At 42.1% G+C, this 17,564-nt stretch carries 6 protein-coding genes and 2 pseudogenes; 3 read left to right on the top strand and 5 right to left on the bottom strand.

The window, feature by feature from the left end:
• Positions 1-40: 40 nt before the first annotated feature.
• A complete protein-coding gene (locus tag CWM22_03490; GenBank protein AUC91038.1) occupies positions 41-2,509 on the bottom strand; it encodes a bifunctional DnaQ family exonuclease/ATP-dependent helicase in 2,469 nt (822 codons plus the stop codon).
• Positions 2,510-2,617: 108 nt separating this feature from the next.
• Here CWM22_03490 and CWM22_03485 point away from each other — a divergent pair, with 108 nt between their 5' ends.
• Positions 2,618-3,256, top strand: a complete 639-nt coding sequence (locus CWM22_03485) for an MBL fold metallo-hydrolase (protein AUC91037.1) — start codon at positions 2,618-2,620, stop codon at positions 3,254-3,256.
• A 44-nt stretch (positions 3,257-3,300) separates the two neighbouring features.
• Here the strand turns inward: CWM22_03485 and CWM22_03480 are convergent, their stop codons facing one another.
• Both CWM22_03480 and CWM22_03475 read right to left on the bottom strand, forming a co-directional pair.
• Positions 3,301-5,316, bottom strand: a complete 2,016-nt coding sequence (locus CWM22_03480; GenBank protein AUC91036.1) for a hypothetical protein — start codon at positions 5,314-5,316, stop codon at positions 3,301-3,303.
• 60 nt (positions 5,317-5,376) lie between these two features.
• A complete protein-coding gene (locus tag CWM22_03475) occupies positions 5,377-6,399 on the bottom strand; it encodes a phosphate starvation-inducible protein PhoH (GenBank protein AUC91035.1) in 1,023 nt (340 codons plus the stop codon).
• 185 nt (positions 6,400-6,584) lie between these two features.
• Here CWM22_03475 and CWM22_03470 point away from each other — a divergent pair.
• Positions 6,585-6,809, top strand: a pseudogene (locus CWM22_03470) (ISL3 family transposase).
• A gap of 30 nt (positions 6,810-6,839) precedes the next feature.
• Here CWM22_03470 and CWM22_03465 read toward each other — a convergent pair.
• Positions 6,840-7,875, bottom strand: a protein-coding gene (locus tag CWM22_03465) for an IS630 family transposase (protein AUC91034.1) whose coding sequence is annotated in 2 segments (ribosomal slippage) — positions 6,840-7,380 and positions 7,379-7,875 — 1,038 coding nt in all. Because the reading frame shifts where the segments join, the coding sequence is not laid out codon by codon here.
• Positions 7,876-7,914: 39 nt separating this feature from the next.
• Between CWM22_03465 and CWM22_03460 the strand changes: the two are divergent.
• Positions 7,915-8,946 (top strand): annotated as a pseudogene (locus tag CWM22_03460) (ISL3 family transposase).
• Positions 8,947-9,305: 359 nt separating this feature from the next.
• On the opposite strand, the gene CWM22_03455 reads toward CWM22_03460, so the two are convergent.
• Complete coding sequence (locus CWM22_03455) at positions 9,306-17,411, bottom strand: hypothetical protein (protein AUC91033.1); 8,106 nt, start codon at positions 17,409-17,411, stop codon at positions 9,306-9,308.
• Positions 17,412-17,564: the final 153 nt, after the last annotated feature.

The following is a 17,564-nucleotide window of genomic DNA, read 5'->3' as shown; positions in this document are numbered from 1 at the left end:
GGTGTTAAAACAAAAAGGGAACCTTGTCGCTCCCTTTTGCTTATTCAAAAAAATCTTTTACCGTCTCTTGAATTTCTACCTCTTTTGGTTTCAAAACAGTATATACGTCCTCAAAGAAGGAGAGAATTTGCTGTCCATAGCGTTTGGTGTGAACACGCGGGTCCAAAACCAAGACTAGTGAATCTTGTTTGTCATGCCGATTGGTACGTCCGATGACTTGTTTTAACTTAATCATCATCATTGGCAAGCTGTAATCGTAAAAAGGATTTTTCCCTTCTTCACGCAGATGGTGATTGATTTTTTGTACAAACCGGTCCTTTGGATTATCGAATGGGAGCCTTGTAATGACCTGAACCAATTGGTCCTGACTGGCAAAGTCAACTCCCTCCCAGAAGACACCTGTACCCAGTAAGATCTGGCATTCTCCTCGTTCAAATTTTCGTTTGAGAGTCATTTCCTGTCCATGCTTGTGTTGGGCTAGGTGGGGAATGTTATTGTCTTCTAACAAATCCGACACCTGCATAAGCAGTGAGATAGAGGTAAACAAAACTAAAATCGGTCGGCCCAGCTCTGCTATTTCTCCTAAAATAGTAGCCAAATAGGCTGCGTGCTCTTCCTTGGTCCAAGCGAGGATGTCGGGGAGATGGGTCGGAAAAAGCAGCTGCTGGTTGGGCACTGCTTGTGTGGGAAGCAAGTCCATGGTAACCTGCTCAAAGCCCAGAAGGTCGGCCAGACTGACCTTTTTGCTGATGGTCAAGGTGGCGCTGATACAGAAAATCTTAGTATCTGGCAGATAAGTAGCCACATTCAAGAGACTGTCCTTGGAGCCCCGCAAATAAGCAATCCGCTTGTCCTCAAGATACTTTTCCTCCAGCCAAAAATGGTCGTAGACATCAAGGAGTTGGTCCAGGTCTTGTAGGTCAACATCTTGTAACTCAGCCAGATTCTGCTTGACTTGACCCAGTTCGTCTTTTGAAACTTCTCGCTGCCCATGCTGGCGAAAACGGGTCAAAAAGTGGTTGAGTTCAAACTGGCACGACTCATACAAACGTTGGTCCAAAATAGTCGTCGCTCTATCCTTTTTACTTTGCAATACTTGTAACATACTTGTCAAATCCTGAGAATCCGTCGCCAGATTTTCAGCAGCCAAGAGGAATTTCTGGGCCTCGTCGATGACCACCAAACGATTATCCATCAGTGGATCTTGATCCTTGAGATGACTGAGGAAATAGGCGTGGTTGGTGATGAGCAACCGGCTGGATAAGGCTTGCTGGTTCAAACGCTGCCAAAAATCCCTGCCCCAGAAGAGACTTTCTGGTTCCACATTTCCGTCATGGGCAATCTCATCAAAATAGGCTTGATAGCGCTGTTTCTGCTTTAGTTCGTCCAAATCACCTGTCGTGGTTTCGCATAACCAGACAAGCACCTGCATTTTGAATTGATTGACCAGGCGATTATCATCCTGCCTCTGCAGGGTTTTCCAGTAGTTGTCTAACTTGATAAAATGCTTGTGCGACTTGAGCGAAACTGTGGAAATATGAAAAATCTCTTGCAGCTTGCTCCCTTCCTTTTCCATAATCTGCTCTTGAAGGAGCTTGGTCGGTACGGTGACCAAGAGAGGCTGGTCCGACTTGGCAAGCAAGGGTAGTAGATAACCGTAAGTCTTCCCCAAGCCTGCCTGCGCTTGAATAAAATGCACTTTTTCTTCGTCAACCAAGCGTTTTTCTACTACTTGAGCAAAAGCAGTTTGTTTTTTTCGTTCATGCAAGCCGAGAAGGGCAATATTGGTCGAAAAATCTTCAGATAATCGGTAGGCTGACTTGATTTCTTCTGGCTTTTTCAAGACCAAGTCATGAATAGATTCTAAATCGTATGATAGATTTTCTGACAGAACAGGCACCATCTCATCAATGACCATCCGGGATTCAAAGAGCAGATTGTCCGCCAAATCAAGAATTTTATCAACAACAGTTCGAGGCAAACTCTTGATTTTCTCTTGAATTTTGATAAGAAGTCGAGCCGTAGCCATGGCATCTGATATGGCCGTGTGTGCCTGGTCCAAACCAAGTTCCAAATGCTCTGCAAGGTTTCCCAAGCTATATTTTTCAAAAGTCGGGAAAAATAGCTGTGATAATTCTACCGTATCTACACGCGGTGTCAACAGTTCATAACCTTCAAAAAAGAGTGCTTCTGCCAAGAGATTGGCATCAAATTTGACATTATGCGCTACAAAAATAGCATCTCCAATCATGTCGTAAATGGTACTTGCTACCTGACCAAAATCAGGTGCCTGCTCCAATTGTTGGTCTGTGATACCTGTCAGATTCTTGATATGGTCATCCAGTAGCTCATAGGGATTGATGTCCGTCGCATAGCTGTCAATAATTTCTCCATTTTCAACTAGAACAATCCCGATTTGAATGATTTTTGCATCGGCACCTGTACCTGTTGCTTCCAAATCCACAACGGCATACCGATTGCTTGTTCGCGTATCTTTCATACTGTTCATTATAGCACAATAGAGCGTAAGGAAAAAGCCTCAAACAAATTCCATGAAGTCGTTGGAATTTTTTGTTAGACTACTTATATAAAAACTGTTTCTGTGAGGAGAAATGCCATGCTTATTCATAAATCTGTCAACCCTGTCGCTTTTCAAAATACCTACTACCTTGAAAATGATACCCATCTGATTATCATTGACCCTGGGAGTGACTGGACAAAAATTCAAGCAACTATCGAAAAAATCGGAAAACCAATTGCGGCTATTCTCCTGACTCACACTCACTATGACCATATTATGAGTTTGGACATCCTGCGTGAGACCTACAATTTCCCGCCTGTCTATGTGGCTGAAAGTGAGGCCGACTGGCTATTTACACCTGAGATGAATCTATCAGGTCTACCTCGTCATGATGATATGGGAAATGTAGTCTGCCGACCTGCTGAAAAAATCTTCCAATACCAAGAAGACTACCAGTTTGACGGTTTTCATTTCAAGGTAGTTCCAACACCTGGGCACTCTATTGGTGGTGTTTCCTTTATCTTCCCAGAGGATGAATGTGTCATCACTGGAGACGCACTTTTCCGTGAAACTGTGGGACGCACAGACCTGCCAACCAGCAACTTTGATGACTTGATTGCAGGTATCAGAGAACACATTTTTACCCTGCCAAACCACTACACTGTCCATCCAGGTCATGGTCAAAATACCAGCGTTGGACATGAGAAAAATTTTAATCCATTTTTTAGAATGTAAAAATAAGTACTGCCCAGTTCTGATTGAACCAGGCAGTTTTTAATTTACCACATAACCAGTCTCTCTTCGGGTGCCCTATACATGGGGTCTCCTTCTTGAATATGGTAGACTTTATAAAAATCATCTATTTGCTGTAATTGGAGATTGACCCGAAATTCCTCAGGAGAATGTGTGTCTACCTGAAGTTGATAACGGCCATAATCAACCGCAACCATTTCTCGACGGCTACGGGCATAGTGCTCAAAAAATTCTTTTAGATTAGCTGACGGTTCTTCTTTTTTGAGCGTAGCCAAGGAAATCTGTATTCCTCCCAAATCCGCAAGATTTTCAGACAAGGTTAAGTGACCATCTACTCTACCACCATAAACTTCCAGACCATCAAACAAGTCTACTAGGACTTGATTTTTTTCTTCAAACGCTAGTCTATCTCGCTCTGTCCACCAGTCTTTTAGACTACCAGTCTCATCAAAATTTGCTCCTGTGGCATCAAAGGCATGAACAAACTCATGAGCGATAATTTTGCCAATCCCGCCATAATTCTCGGCTACAGATTGATTTTTGTCATAATAGGGAGCTTGTAAAATAGCCGCCGGAATATAAATAGCATTCTGACTAGGAGCATAGGCGGCTGTTACTTCACTTGCCGATACATTGCTAACCCAAGTTTGTCTATCTATTGGCTGACTATAACGCTCGAAAACACCTGTTCTAGCTTGAATCGTAATAGCCAAAACATTTTCAATATAAGACAAGTCTTCACGCACCTTTAATGACTTGGTCCAGTCGCTCAACTCCCTTGGATAGCCGATATGATAAGTGATATTTTCTAATTTTTTAATTGCGGCTTGCTTGGTGGCTTGACTGAGCCATTTATTGGCTAGAATCCTTTCTTGATAAGTCCTAGAGATTGCCTCAGCGATTTCCTGAATGGCAAGTAAGTCCGTTTCATCGGCATAGTTATGACCATAATAACCCCCCAAGCTTTCCTTGAAAATTCCAGTCACATCCAGATAAGTCATGTAATCATTTGGATAGGAGGCCGAAACTCCTTGGACTTCTGCATGAAATCTCCCTGCTGTCTGCATGATTTCCCCAGTCAAATAGGGAGCCAACTTCATTGCTTGGCTAACCAAAGCCCATGATCGATATTCTGAGAAATTTTCTTCCTTGATAAATTGGGATAATTGTTCAAAATAGCTTGGATTAGAAACATAAACTTCCCCCGGTTCCAAGCCCACCAGTCCTACTAATTGTTCTCCAATCGATAAAGCTGGAGAGTAGTTTTTAACCTCTGAAAATGTTCTAAGTTCTTCTGCGTTCACAGGTCCCCAATCACTATGCACATTCTCACTAGCTGGTAGAGTGTCAACGAGTCGATTGTCAAAAGCAATGGCACCTTCAACCAAAGCAGTGGCCTCCTCGTCTGAGTAGCCACATTTTTCCAAAATATGTCTCGCAGATATACGGTAAGAATCCATGAGTTTCTCACGAACGGTCCTGTCTTCATAGTAGGACTTATCAGGTAAAATCGTCTGAGGTGGTAGCAAAATTAGCATTCTTTCAGATGTGTTTCGTGGATTGGCAATCACATCAAGACCATAGGGCAATGGATAGTCCTTACGAATCCAATCTTGGCTAAGCGATTTCAAATCGGAAAACGTAGTAATTCCCATCATTTCATCCAGTATCATTCTAGCTACTCTGACACCATCTTCTTCCCTTTTGGTAAAATCAAGACCTTGCTGATACAACTTGATAAATTCTACTAAATCCTCAGACTGAGGCTCTAGCTGACCAGCTACCATTTTGTCAAAATCCGATTTTAATTGCTCATCTACTTCCATTTGCAATCTTGTAAACTCATTGTAGAATGGTGTACCACTTGATAACCAACCACCATTTAACCAGTCCCTATTTATAGCTTGATAAAAATTAGTTTGGATAGTCGGTTCTGCTTTTTCAACTTGTGCTTGGTCATCTCCTATTTTCTGACCACCGCAGGCAGCTAAGAGACAGCTAAAACCAAGCAAAACCAATCTCAGTAGACCTTGTTTTATCACGCGTCACTCCCTCATTTGTTTTCCACAAACTATTTCGACAGACAAAGATGCAGAAAATAATTACTCCTCCGCATCTTGCACTTTCTTCAGCTCCCCAATCGTTTCAAAACTTGCTCGGTTATCCGCAGCCAGAGCCTCCTGCTCATAGGCATTGATAATCTGGGCAACGACTGGGTGGCGGACCACATCCTTGGCTGAAAAATGTACGAAATCAATCTGTGGAATTTTGCTTAGTTTCTCTGTCGCATCAATTAAACCTGACTTAACCTTGCGTGGCAGGTCAATCTGACTAATATCCCCATTGACAATCATCTTGGAATTAAAGCCCAGACGGGTCAGGAACATCTTCATCTGCATAATGGTGGTATTTTGCGCCTCATCCAAGATGACAAAGGCATCTTCCAGCGTCCGACCCCGCATATAGGCCAGCGGTGCAATCTCAATAATCTCTCGCTCCATTAGGCGCGTGGTCTGCTCCTTGCCCAAAATCTGGTAGAGGGCGTCATAGACCGGGCGCAAATAAGGATCTACTTTTTCTTTCAAATCCCCTGGCAAAAAACCTAAACTTTCGCCCGCCTCGACCGCAGGACGGGTTAGGACAATCCGCTTGACCTGTCCCCGCTTGAGGGCTGTTACAGCTAGAGTAACCGCCAAGAAGGTCTTACCAGTACCAGCTGGTCCAATTCCAAACACGATGTCATGACGCTTTACGCTGTCCACATAGAGTTTTTGACCAAGAGTCTTTACGCGAATGGGTTTGCCGTAGTTGTCCTTGATGATCTCTTCTTCGTAGAGGGCAACGAATTTTTCAATCTCATCATTTTTGACCATGGAAATTGCCGTTACCACATCGGGCGTATTGATGACCAGACCTCGATTGACCAAGACTAAGAGGGACTGAATAACCAGACGAGCTTGTTCTACTTGTGCTTCCTGGCCAATGATTTGCACCACTTCTGTCCGAGCGTGGATGACCACCCCAAGCTCTTGTTCCATCAGGCGCAGATGGCGTTCATTGGACCCAAAGAGGCTAAATAGGTCATCTGGGTGTTTTAATTGAATATCAATCGAATGTTCTAGCAAGAAACTTCTCCTTTGGTAGTTTTTCTATTATTATACCAAAATTTTCCACCAACTGAATTTGGCTCTATAATTTCTGTAGTGGGTAAATCCACTGTAGAGATTATAGAGCCTTTTTGAGTGTAGAAAAAAAGTCCCATATGACCTATAATGAAAAGCGACTAAACAACTCATTAGAAAGGGTTCATATGGAACAGCTTTATCATACCACAGAACTAATCGGAATCAAAGACAAAAATATCAAAATTCTCTTCGTTTTGAAACATCAGACCCATCTAGAAATCAGGGCAAAGCTAGATTACGACAGTCCTCGTTGTTCTCATTGCCAAGGAAAATGCATCAAGTACGACTTTCAAAAGTCGTCAAAGATTCCGATTTTGGATTGCCAGGGCTTTCCGACCCTCCTCTTGCTTAATACTCAACAAAAATCAAAAGCAAACCAGTCAAGTGTTTTTAAACCATTGTCTACTAACAATTGGTTTTAAAATAGACCAATCTAACTCTCGTATTACTTCTTGAAGCTTGTTTATCACATCGTCTAGTGTTTTAAAAGCTTTATTCTTAAACCCTCTCTTTCGAATCTCAGCCCAAACTTGTTCAATTGGATTCATTTCAGGAGTATAGGGAGGAATAAACTCAAAACCAATATTATGTGGTTTCTCTAAGGTACTTGATTTATGCCAAACGGCATTGTCCATCACTAATAAAATATAATCGTCAGGATAAGCTTCAGATAGTTGTTTGAGAAAAACATTCATCCAATCTGTATTACAGCCCCCAGCGATAATGAAGAAGGACTCTCCTGTATGGGCATCAACAGCACCATAGCAATAGCGATACTCACGAATATAGTGACTATGTACATGCGGTCTCACCCCTTTTGGTGCCCAGGCCTTCCCAATTTTACTGATCCAACCGAAACCCGCCTCATCTTGATACATTAGCCTGACTTTATGATAGCGACGACTATTCTTGAAGCGCTTTCCTGTTTTCGTGAATGAAGATTTTATTTTTAGACGCTAGAATCGTTTCGGCGTCTGCTTTTTTAGGGTGTTCTGGTCTTGGCGTCACTTTGCGCCAACCATGGCGTTTAAGAATGGCATAGAATCCTTCCTTGGTCGTAGGGTGTCCAACCCGTTTCTGATAAGCTTCATAGAGAGAGTTTATCGTCACAAATTCGCCATTTAGTGAGGCTGTTAACTGTTCTTTTAGAAACGCTTCCTCTTCTTGAAGGGTTAAATATTGACGGTTCCGTCCACCTCGCGTTTCTCTTACTAGAGCTGAAATCCCCTCAAGTTCGTACTTGCGCTGTAAGGACCAGATTGTATACTTTGAATAGCCGATGAGGTTAGTGATTTCCTTATAGCTAAGACCTTCTGCTCTGAACAAGATAACTTGAAGTCGTCTATGAAATGGAGAATAGGTTTTATCTTTCAAATAAGTTTTTAATTCTTTCGTTTGTTCGATAGTAAGTTTCATAAATCTATTATAGGTTAGTTTTTGTTTTTTGAATAGTATAAGAAACGGCGGTTTCAATGCAAATCTTGCCAAAAAGTGACTGTAGCTGAGACAACTCTAGTCAAGAAAAACTGTCAGATTTCCCAACCTATTTGGGAGAAAGTGACACAACTCCATACAGAAAACATGACCAATATAGCCATCGCTAGGAGACTACATATCTCCGTATCGGTCGTCCAGAGGAAACTGGCTCAGTTTCAATTTGAGCATGATTTTACGAAATTACCAAAAGTCTTGAGCTGGGATGAATTTAGTCGGAACAAGGGAAAACTCGCCTTTATTGCTCAGGATTTTGAGACGAGACGCATTGTGACCATTCTAGAGAATAACCGCCAAGCAACCATAAAGAACTATTTCTACAAGTATCCTAGGGCAGTCAGAGAAACTGTCGAGGTCGTAACAGTGGACATGTCGGGTAGCTATATTCCCATCATCAAAAAACTATTTCCAAGAGCTAAAATTGTCCTTGATAGATTTCACATTATCCAACACCTGAGCCGTGCTATGATGACGACTAGAATTGATATTATGAAGACTTTCGATACGCGTTCCCTACCTTATCGATCCATGAAAAATCACTGGCGTATTCTCCAAAAAGATAGTCGAAAACTGTCTCTGAATCGCTTCTTTTCTCGCACTTTTGGGCAAACAATAACACCGAGAGAGGTTGTCCAGAAGACATTGAATTTCTCTGAGGAACTGAAATTCTATTACGAACTCTATCAGATCCTTCTCTTCCATTTCCAAGAGATGAACTCGAAATATTTCTTCGAGCTTCTAGAAGACAATTTGGATCTTGTCAATCCTGCCTTTAAAACTGTTTTTAAAACGTTTCTAAAGTATAAAACGTACATCACGAACGCCATGGAGCTTCCATATTCCAACGCTAAACTGGAAGCGACCAATAAACTCATCAAAGACATCAAGAGACAGGCTTTCGGCTTTAGGAATTTTACGAACTTTAAAACAAAGATATATATTGCTTTGAATATACAAAAAGAGAGAACGAATTTCGTCCTCTCTAGGTGTTAGCTTTTCGTCTACCCACTACAGTTGACAAAGAGCCCTGAATTTTCGAGGTAAAAAGAAAAACAGTGAATATACGCGATTCACTGTTTCATAGAGTCCGAACTATTTATTTCTATGTAGGGTAACACAGTAGGGAGGATGTTCTGCTCTTCAAACCTTCAATTGTTTGACACTGGACAGAACAAACGAATCCAGTAGCATATAATCAAAGGTAAATGTTGTTAGGATTATTTTCATCCTACATACCTATTATACCCCCCGATAAAATCAAGTATTTTAGGAGAACTTAGTAGTCTTTTCAGATTTTCTGTATTTTTGGGGTAAGTGACCTATTAGTCTCCAAACTATCAAAAACGAATACCTTATGGCAAGAAAATACTTTCCCTAAATTCTTGACTTGCTTCATGAAAGGCCTTGTACAAGACTTCTTTTAGCTGCTGTCGTTGGAAGCTACTTTGCGGACTTGCCAAATCTGCTAGAATTGCCGACTTCATCAAAGCTTGAATCTCTTGTCCATTTTTGAGTTCATACTGTTGACCTTGCCATGAAATTTGAATTAGTTTCATGGTATTTTTCTGGGTCAAACTAGTCTGATAACGAGCTTTCTTGAAGCTTGCATAGTCTTGGTAATCAGGCATAAGCTTGTTCCAAATGTATTCATCTGTTAAAGCTTTACCATTGGTCTGAGCCTCTTGAACTAATTGATTGCTCACGTATGGTATGAATCCTTGATCCCAACCTTTTTCAGCTAAAAGTTCCAAGGCAGTACGACGGAACTGAAGTCCTCCAACCGTTCCTTGATTGTTAAGTAGACCTGCATAAATCGGATAGTAGAGCGATACAAAGTAGTAATTTTTATCATTGTCTCTCAAGTAAGTACCGATATTATTGATTGTGTTCGCCAATTGAAGATTATGAGTAACCAGATCTTCTACCTTAGTCAAGTTAATTGCTTGCCATTCGGATTCACTTAGATTTCGAATTTTATCAAATGCGTCACGATATGTGTGACCATTTTGACTATAAGTTTCTCCCAATTCCAATTCTATTCTACGCAAGAGAGTTTTGTACTGATCTTTTGGCAATTTCAGCATTTCCTCAGCCTCTAAGGCATCTAAGAAATAAGTGGTATCAAAGGAGCCTTTGAGATATTTCTGCAAATCTTCCTTGCTAGTTAAACGGCTTGGACTAGAGTTATGACTGGCTGTTGCTGCCAGTTCTTCTGTCAGGTTAAAACCATAATAATAGGCATTCGACGAAGCGATGGATTGCAAGAGCCCCATTGCATAGGATTCTGACTCTTGACCCTGCCGTCTTCCTGCAAGATTTAGGATTTGATCTTCGAGAATGTGGGTCATTTCATGCGTGAAGGTTGAATTTCCAGTCGATGTCAACAAGTCAACATTGCCATAGATGATGTATTTCTTAAACTCAAAGTCTGCCGCCCCTGACATCTCAAAACTACCATAGTAAAGTTCTGTCGGTCCAAAGAAATCATCTATAATGCTGTAGGAATCGCCAAATTCCGCTGCCCAACGACGACGGTCATTCTCATCCCCCCGTAATGGTTTTCCAGCAGGATCCTTGATATTATATCCTTCACGAACTGTGATTAGCTTAGATTCGATAGATTGACGTGCAGCGTCAGATACCAAGGACTTGATAAACTCCATATATCTGTTCCAAATCTGGGCGTGTTTTGGAATCCGTTGTTCTTGAATTTCTTTGACCTTAGCTAGGTACAGTTCGGGCTGACTGATTTGTAACTGATGATCTACATATCGACCATAGCTACCAAAAACAAGAACGTTTGGAAGTGAAACGAGGTAAAGTTGGTCCTCCTCTGGTAGGTTCAACAACGGCAAGATATAACGGTGATAGTCACTATTACCTTTAATTTGTTCATAAACCTGTACAGACTTAGACGGATTACTTATACTTACTTCCTCATGTATAAAGGCTTTGCTAGACTCTTTAAACCAATTTGCATCTGTTTTTTCAGGTGAGAATAACTGGCGATTCAACTCTAAGTAAGCAAAAAGATCCTGTCCAACTCCTACTTGTTTTTCAAATATCTTTTTGAAAGTGATTGGTGCTGCAAATGGTGCCAATTCTTTGTAAGTTAGATTACCAACTTCTTTCAACCAATCCAAAGTTGAAAGAGATTGTCCATAGAAATGCGGTTGGTAAATAGCTAAATTACGCAAGTTAAGTTTATCAAAGTCTATACCGTAGTAGCGTGCCAAATAGGTCAAGGCAAGCCAGATGGATTCTTTATTGTCTTCAACTTGTTTCTGCATATAGGCATTAATGGCTGAAGTAGCCCCATTTGTCACCCACTGACTAGCTAAAAATGAACCTAATTCCTGATCCAAATTATCTTTTAATAGTTGCTGGGTTCTCTTCAGATAGAGTTGTTTCATACTAATGGTTAAATCTTGTTTACCAAGTTTAAATCGTAACTCTTCCAAATAACCAGCCATTTTTGTTTTAGTTGCATAAGCATCAGATTCTACATCCAAGTCTTTGAAACTATTACGAAGTGTCGCTACAAGAGATGTGCTATTTTGTCCACTTACCCACTGGTATGGTGTAAAGAGTAAATCTGTTCCTAAACGATATTCTAATACACCTGTTTGGTCATATGCTCCTTGATAAGCTAAGTCAAAGACTTGAACATCTTTATCTGTGAAGTAAACCAAAAGTTTGTTTACTTGGCTCGGTTGGGCAGAAAAATCTGTCACAACTTCCTTATCTTTTAGGGCAACAATTGATTGAATAGACTTGGTTACAAATACTGAATCAGTTGCTAATTTATTCCCCATTCGAACGATAGTGTGGCGATCATAGAATGGCAAGAGTTTAGACATATTTTCATAAGCAACCTTCCTATCTTCTCTACCATTGCGTAAGAGGTGATAAGCCACTTGCTGATGACTTGCTTGGTCCGAATTACCTGAAGCATCCTGAATCGGTTGCATAACCCTATCCAAGCCCCATGTAGAAAGAATCTGCTTAAGCTCTTCTGTTGATTTCTGCTGCGCCTTGTGACCATTATCCTCAACTCCTGTCGATACATTTTCTTGCACCAATACAGTAAGAGGTAGTGGTGTTCTGGTTCCGACCAAAAGCCCTGTTTCTGGCAATTTTAATGCGGAGGCAACATTGGAAATACTTGGCATATAACCAACTGCAACAAGCCCAGCTAGAGTATTGGTCTGCTCAGTATTAGTCACTTGTCCCTCTACAAAGACTGAATCAATAGTAGATAAAATAGCAGTTCCAACTAGTCCTCCCAACCTATCTTGCATAGAGATACGTGGTGTAAAGGTAGACGTCAAGTTCACATAGGCCTTGCGCAAGCTACTACCAGACATCAACCTACCAACCAAGCCACCAGAAGTAATTTGATTGCTAGTTCGGTGCTCATTCAAGACCAATTCTCCCTTGAAGGAAACCGAATCAAATTGACTACTATTCGACTCATAGACCAGACCTGCTGCACCTACATAAGATTGAATACGACCAGTCACATGAACATTTTGTATCTGACTAGTATTTGCAGTGATAGCTAAAGCAGCTGCTCGAGCATCCCCACTCTCCAATGCTACATTTTCAAGTAGGATATTTTCAACCCTTGCTCCTGTCATTGTTTGGAACAATGGCTTATTCAAATTGAGAATACGATAGACCTTACCATCCAAGCCTTCCAAACGACCACGGAAGTTTTCCACGTAAACCGTATCAGTAGTTGGACTAGCTACCAAATCAGCCGCTAATTTGAAGGTGCCGTCTGGTCGTGCCTTCATGGCTTGAATCAATTGCTGGAAGTCTACATAACTATCTTGAGCCAAAACAATCTTCGAAACTTGGAATTTATCCAGGCTCTCTAGTTGATTGGAATCTGCCTGATCTCTAGCCTGAACTAATTTTGGCAAACGAACCGCTATATCAAACTGATTGCCGTTTTCCGTAATCGTATCAACTGCCCATAAAAATTCCTTAGAATCTGGACTTATGTAACGAACAAAATAGTTGGATAGGTCACTCGGTGCCTGTAAAAGTCCAGTCACCTGCTGGAATTCTCCTGCTTGGTCACGATAGAACAATTCTCTCTTGCTAACTCTGTTAAATTCAATCGACTTAGGACTAATTTCAAATGGCAAAGTAGCAACCGTTTCATCTGCCTGACCGTCTTGGGTCCTATAACGATAGGACAGACGAGCCTGATAAGCTGCATAGTGCTGCAAATCTGTGACTTGAAGCGAACCATCTACCCCACCATCATAATTTTTTTCAACAGTTTTAACGAGTTCTTGGCCATTATAGATTTCTAGGCGAATGCTTTGCAAAGTATTGTCAGGATCAGTGACATGATAGTATAAATCAGCCTGTGATGTTTCTTCATTTACCACCAAGGCACCACCAGCACGTTCGCTAGCCAAACGGACCGTTGGTTTTTCGAGTGGTTTCGGTGGCACTTCTTCAACTTTTTTACCAACTCGAATAACTTGATTTTGAGCAGCAACCTCCACAATTTGTACCGACAATGTCTCTAGCTCTCCCGTCGCTTCATTCAAGCGATACGATGTCGTTCTGGTTATGCTACCATCTCGACCGGCTGGGCCTTCAACTTCCTCACCTTCTGGCAAGGTGAAATCATCCTGACGTATAACTTGATGAGGGACTTTTTCACTCACAACTGTCGATTTTGTACCAACCTCGATGATAGCTGCACGACCTTCAGATATCACAAAGGATTCTTCGGCTTGTGGAAGACGCTCCCCTGTCTGAGGATTAACCACATAGTTTGTACGATACCCAAGTCGGCGTTCTTGAGCAGTGACCACTTCTTTTCGATAAGGCGGTTCCATATCTTCTCTCGCCCTATATACGGTTGGAAGAGTCTGACTAACTTCACGAACTGTTGGTTGTGTACCAACTGTGATAACTGTTGATTGACCCTCATCTGTCACCTTACGAACTGATTCACTTGCAGTAACCTCTCCTGTGTTTGGATTAACGCTATAGGTGGTGGTAAGAGTTATCACCTTATCTCGACCTGCTTGGCGAACTGGATCACTAGTCGTCGGACGGGTTGTATCTGCCTGATAAACGACCGGCAAAGGCTCGCGAAGAGTTTCCACTTTCGGCTGGGTACCGACTCGAATGATTGGTGATTCACCTACTTCTCGGAGAGTGCCTTGGTCACGTTGACTGCTTACCTGACCAGTTTCTTCGTCTAATACATAAGTAGTCCGATATACGGTCACCTTCTCTCTTCCAGCGAAGAATGGGGTTTGTTGTCCGAGTGGAATGGTATCATCAGCCTCATAGATTGCTGGCAAGGCTTCTCTGACTTCTTCTTCGGTAGCCTGTGTACCGACTGTAATAACTGTTGATTGACCCTCATCTGTCACCTTACGAACTGGTTCACTTGCAGTAACCTCTCCTGTGTTTGGATTAACGCTATAGCTAGTAGTGATAATCGTTACTTTATCACGTCCTGCTTGGCGAACTGGCTCACTAGTCGTCGGACGGGTTGTATCTGCCTGATAAACGATCGGTAAAGGCTCGCGAAGAGTTTCCACTTTCGGCTGGGTACCGACTCGAATGACTGGTGATTCACCTGCTTCTCGTAGAGTACCTTGGTCACATTGACTGCTTACCTGACCAGTTTCTTCGTCTAATACATAAGTAGTCCGATATACGGTCACCTTCTCTCTTCCATCAGAGAACGGAGTTTTCTGACCGAGTGGAATGGTATCATCAGCCTCATAGATTGCTGGCAAGGCTTCTCTGACCTCTTCTTCGGTAGCCTGTGTACCTACTGTAATAACTGTTGATTGACCCTCATCTGTCACCTTACGAACTGGTTCACTTGCAGTAACCTCTCCTGTGTTTGGATTAACGCTATAGCTAGTAGTGATAGTCGTTACTTTATCACGTCCTGCTTGGCGAACTGGCTCACTAGTCGTCGGACGGGTTGTATCTGCCTGATAAACGACCGGTAAAGGCTCGCGAAGAGTTTCCACTTTCGGCTGGGTACCGACTCGAATGATTGGTGATTCACCTGCTTCTCGTAGAGTACCTTGGTCACGTTGACTGCTTACCTGACCAGTTTCTTCGTCTAATACATAAGTAGTCCGATATACGGTCACCTTCTCTCTTCCATCAGAGAACGGAGTTTTCTGACCGAGTGGAATGGTATCATCAGCCTCATAGATTGCTAGCAAGGCTTCTCTGACCTCTTCTTCGGTAGCCTGTGTACCAACTGTGATAACTTTATCAACGGGAGTTGTGTAAGAAATTCGTTTTCTTCTAATTTCTTCTGTTTTTTGACCTTTGATGGTACGATAGGTCACTTCAAAAACTTCTTGACCTGCCTGGCCCTCTGTTTCCTGCCTAACACCAAAAGCTAAGTTTGGATTAGCTTGATAGACAGTTCCGTAGTCTAATGTCTGAGAAAGATTTTCAACAACAGTTCCCTCAATCGGCTTGATGCCTATGTGAACAATTTTTTCTTGCCCTTCTTCAGTCTCTACTCGGATGACTTCCCCGTTGCGAGAAATAGTTTTTCTACGACCAGGATATCCTGCCTGCACTTCCAAAATATAATCTGTATATTGGTCTGCAAGTTCAACGATACGTTCAACAAGTGGAAGTTCCTCTTCAGTAACTTCATCCACAGCACTTCCTACATAGGTTATCTCTGGTTGAGCAGGTGTGATTTCCTCACTTTTCAAATGGGTGCGTACTCCATTCAACTCAGCATAAATTTCCCTAGAAAGACCTTCTTTCCCAGCCTCAACACGACTAGTACCTACTGCCATAGTTGGATCTGAACGTTGTTCTCTCTCAAATGGAATAGGCACTTCTTCACTAACAATAATTGCTTCTGGTATACTGTGGGTCAATGGTTCCACTTCTTTAGAGTCCACACGTGTGCCAACGTAAACCTTGCGGTTGATAGCTGGAGTTCCCGTACGACTGACTTCGTTACTTGCTATGACCTTACCGTCTACAATCACATCCTGATAGGTGATTTCCAAAAGACCTGTTTGACCTTCGACAGTCTCTGTCTCTCCTTGGGCTAAGCGATCTGTTTCAATACGCTCTTCTTGGATTGGCAAAACTTGTCGGTCCACTCGATCTTGCAATTCATACTCCAAGCGAACTGGAGGTTGAGCGGTGGGGGCATGGTCAGGAACCTGGGTTTCGATAGGTTGCTCGGGAAGCTCTTCAACCACACGTGTACCAACGTAAACCTTGCGGTTGATAGCTGGGGTTTCTGTACGGCTGACTTCGTTACTTGCTATGACCTTACCGTCTACAATCACATCCTGATAGGTGATTTCCAAAAGACCTGTTTGACCTTCGACAGTCTCTGTCTCTCCTTGGGCTAAGCGATCTGTTTCAATACGCTCTTCTAAAATAGGCAAGACTTGTTGGTCCACTCGCTCTTGCAATTCATACTCCAAGCGAACTGGAGGTTGAGCGGTGGGGGCGTGGTCGGGAACTTGAGTTTCAATTGGTTGCTCGGGAAGCTCTTCAACTTTTGTTCCACGATAGAGGATTTCGGGCTTACCTACCTCTTCAATGACTTCTATTAAGCGACTAGACTGGAGATTGTCGCCCAACCAACTTTCTTCATATCGGTGAAGATAGTAGCCAGCAACCCCAGCCTCTAGACGCTCCTGCCCAACAGCTAGTTCAGGATCATCTACTACCACTCTCTTCATTTCCATCGGAATCTGTTCTTCACGGTATTTGATAAGAATTTGTGGTAATGATGGTTCAGTAGAATTTGGAATTTCCTTATCAGTTAAGTTTGGCTCATCCAAACCAGTTGATTTTTGTGAGTTATCAAGATTTGGAAGAGTAATATTCGCATCACTGGTCTTCCCTTCTTCAACAATATAACCCACAAAATCATAGGAATCTAGTTTTAATTTACCATCAGGCAAGACATCCCCAGCTTTGACCGTCACCATCTGATTAAAACGAGCTAAGGCATGACTCTGCAGTGCCTCAATCTGTAAAACAGGTAGGACTGTCCCAGAAATAGTAATATAGAGCAAACTTGTAACTCTGGCTTTCTTTGAGCTAATTGCCCGTATTCCAATAAGCAAAAAACCTGCCGCTAACCAACCTGCTACCTGAGAGACAACCTCTCCTGTCACAGGTAGGACTTTGGAAGGATGCGGACGATAAACCACAAAATAGGTCGCCTCTTGACGCAATTCCTCTGGTAGATTCTGAACAATTCTGTTTTTCTCTTCTGGACTTAACTCCTCTTCTAAGAGGTACTGGAAATGAATTTCTTGATTGGACTTGGCAATCCTCTCACTCGCTTCTACCTGTAATCCAGATAGGCTTGATAAGAGAAGTCCACTACCAATGCAGAGTGAAACCACTCCGATAGATAATTTCCTTATTGAAAAGATGGAGTGTCGATATTGTTTCATTTTCTAAACCTTCTCCTTTATACAATATAGAATTAAGATATCGCTTTTATTATATCACGAATTCGCAAATTAACATTCATCAATCATGCAATCACACTAGCTCCGCTAAAAATTTCCTTTCTATATTTCTGTAAGATTTAATAGAATACCTTT

Source organism: Streptococcus suis, from assembly GCA_002831545.1.
Classification (GTDB): Bacteria; Bacillota; Bacilli; order Lactobacillales; family Streptococcaceae; genus Streptococcus; species Streptococcus suis_P.
This window is presented reverse-complemented; position numbering and strand designations above follow the sequence as displayed.

Coding starts and splice junctions, on each gene's coding strand:
- CWM22_03490 (AUC91038.1), bottom strand. CDS start 2,509: ATGAACAGTATGAAAGATACGCGAACAAGCAATCGGTATGCCGTTGTG.
- CWM22_03485 (AUC91037.1), top strand. CDS start 2,618: ATGCTTATTCATAAATCTGTCAACCCTGTCGCTTTTCAAAATACCTAC.
- CWM22_03455 (AUC91033.1), bottom strand. CDS start 17,411: ATGAAACAATATCGACACTCCATCTTTTCAATAAGGAAATTATCTATC.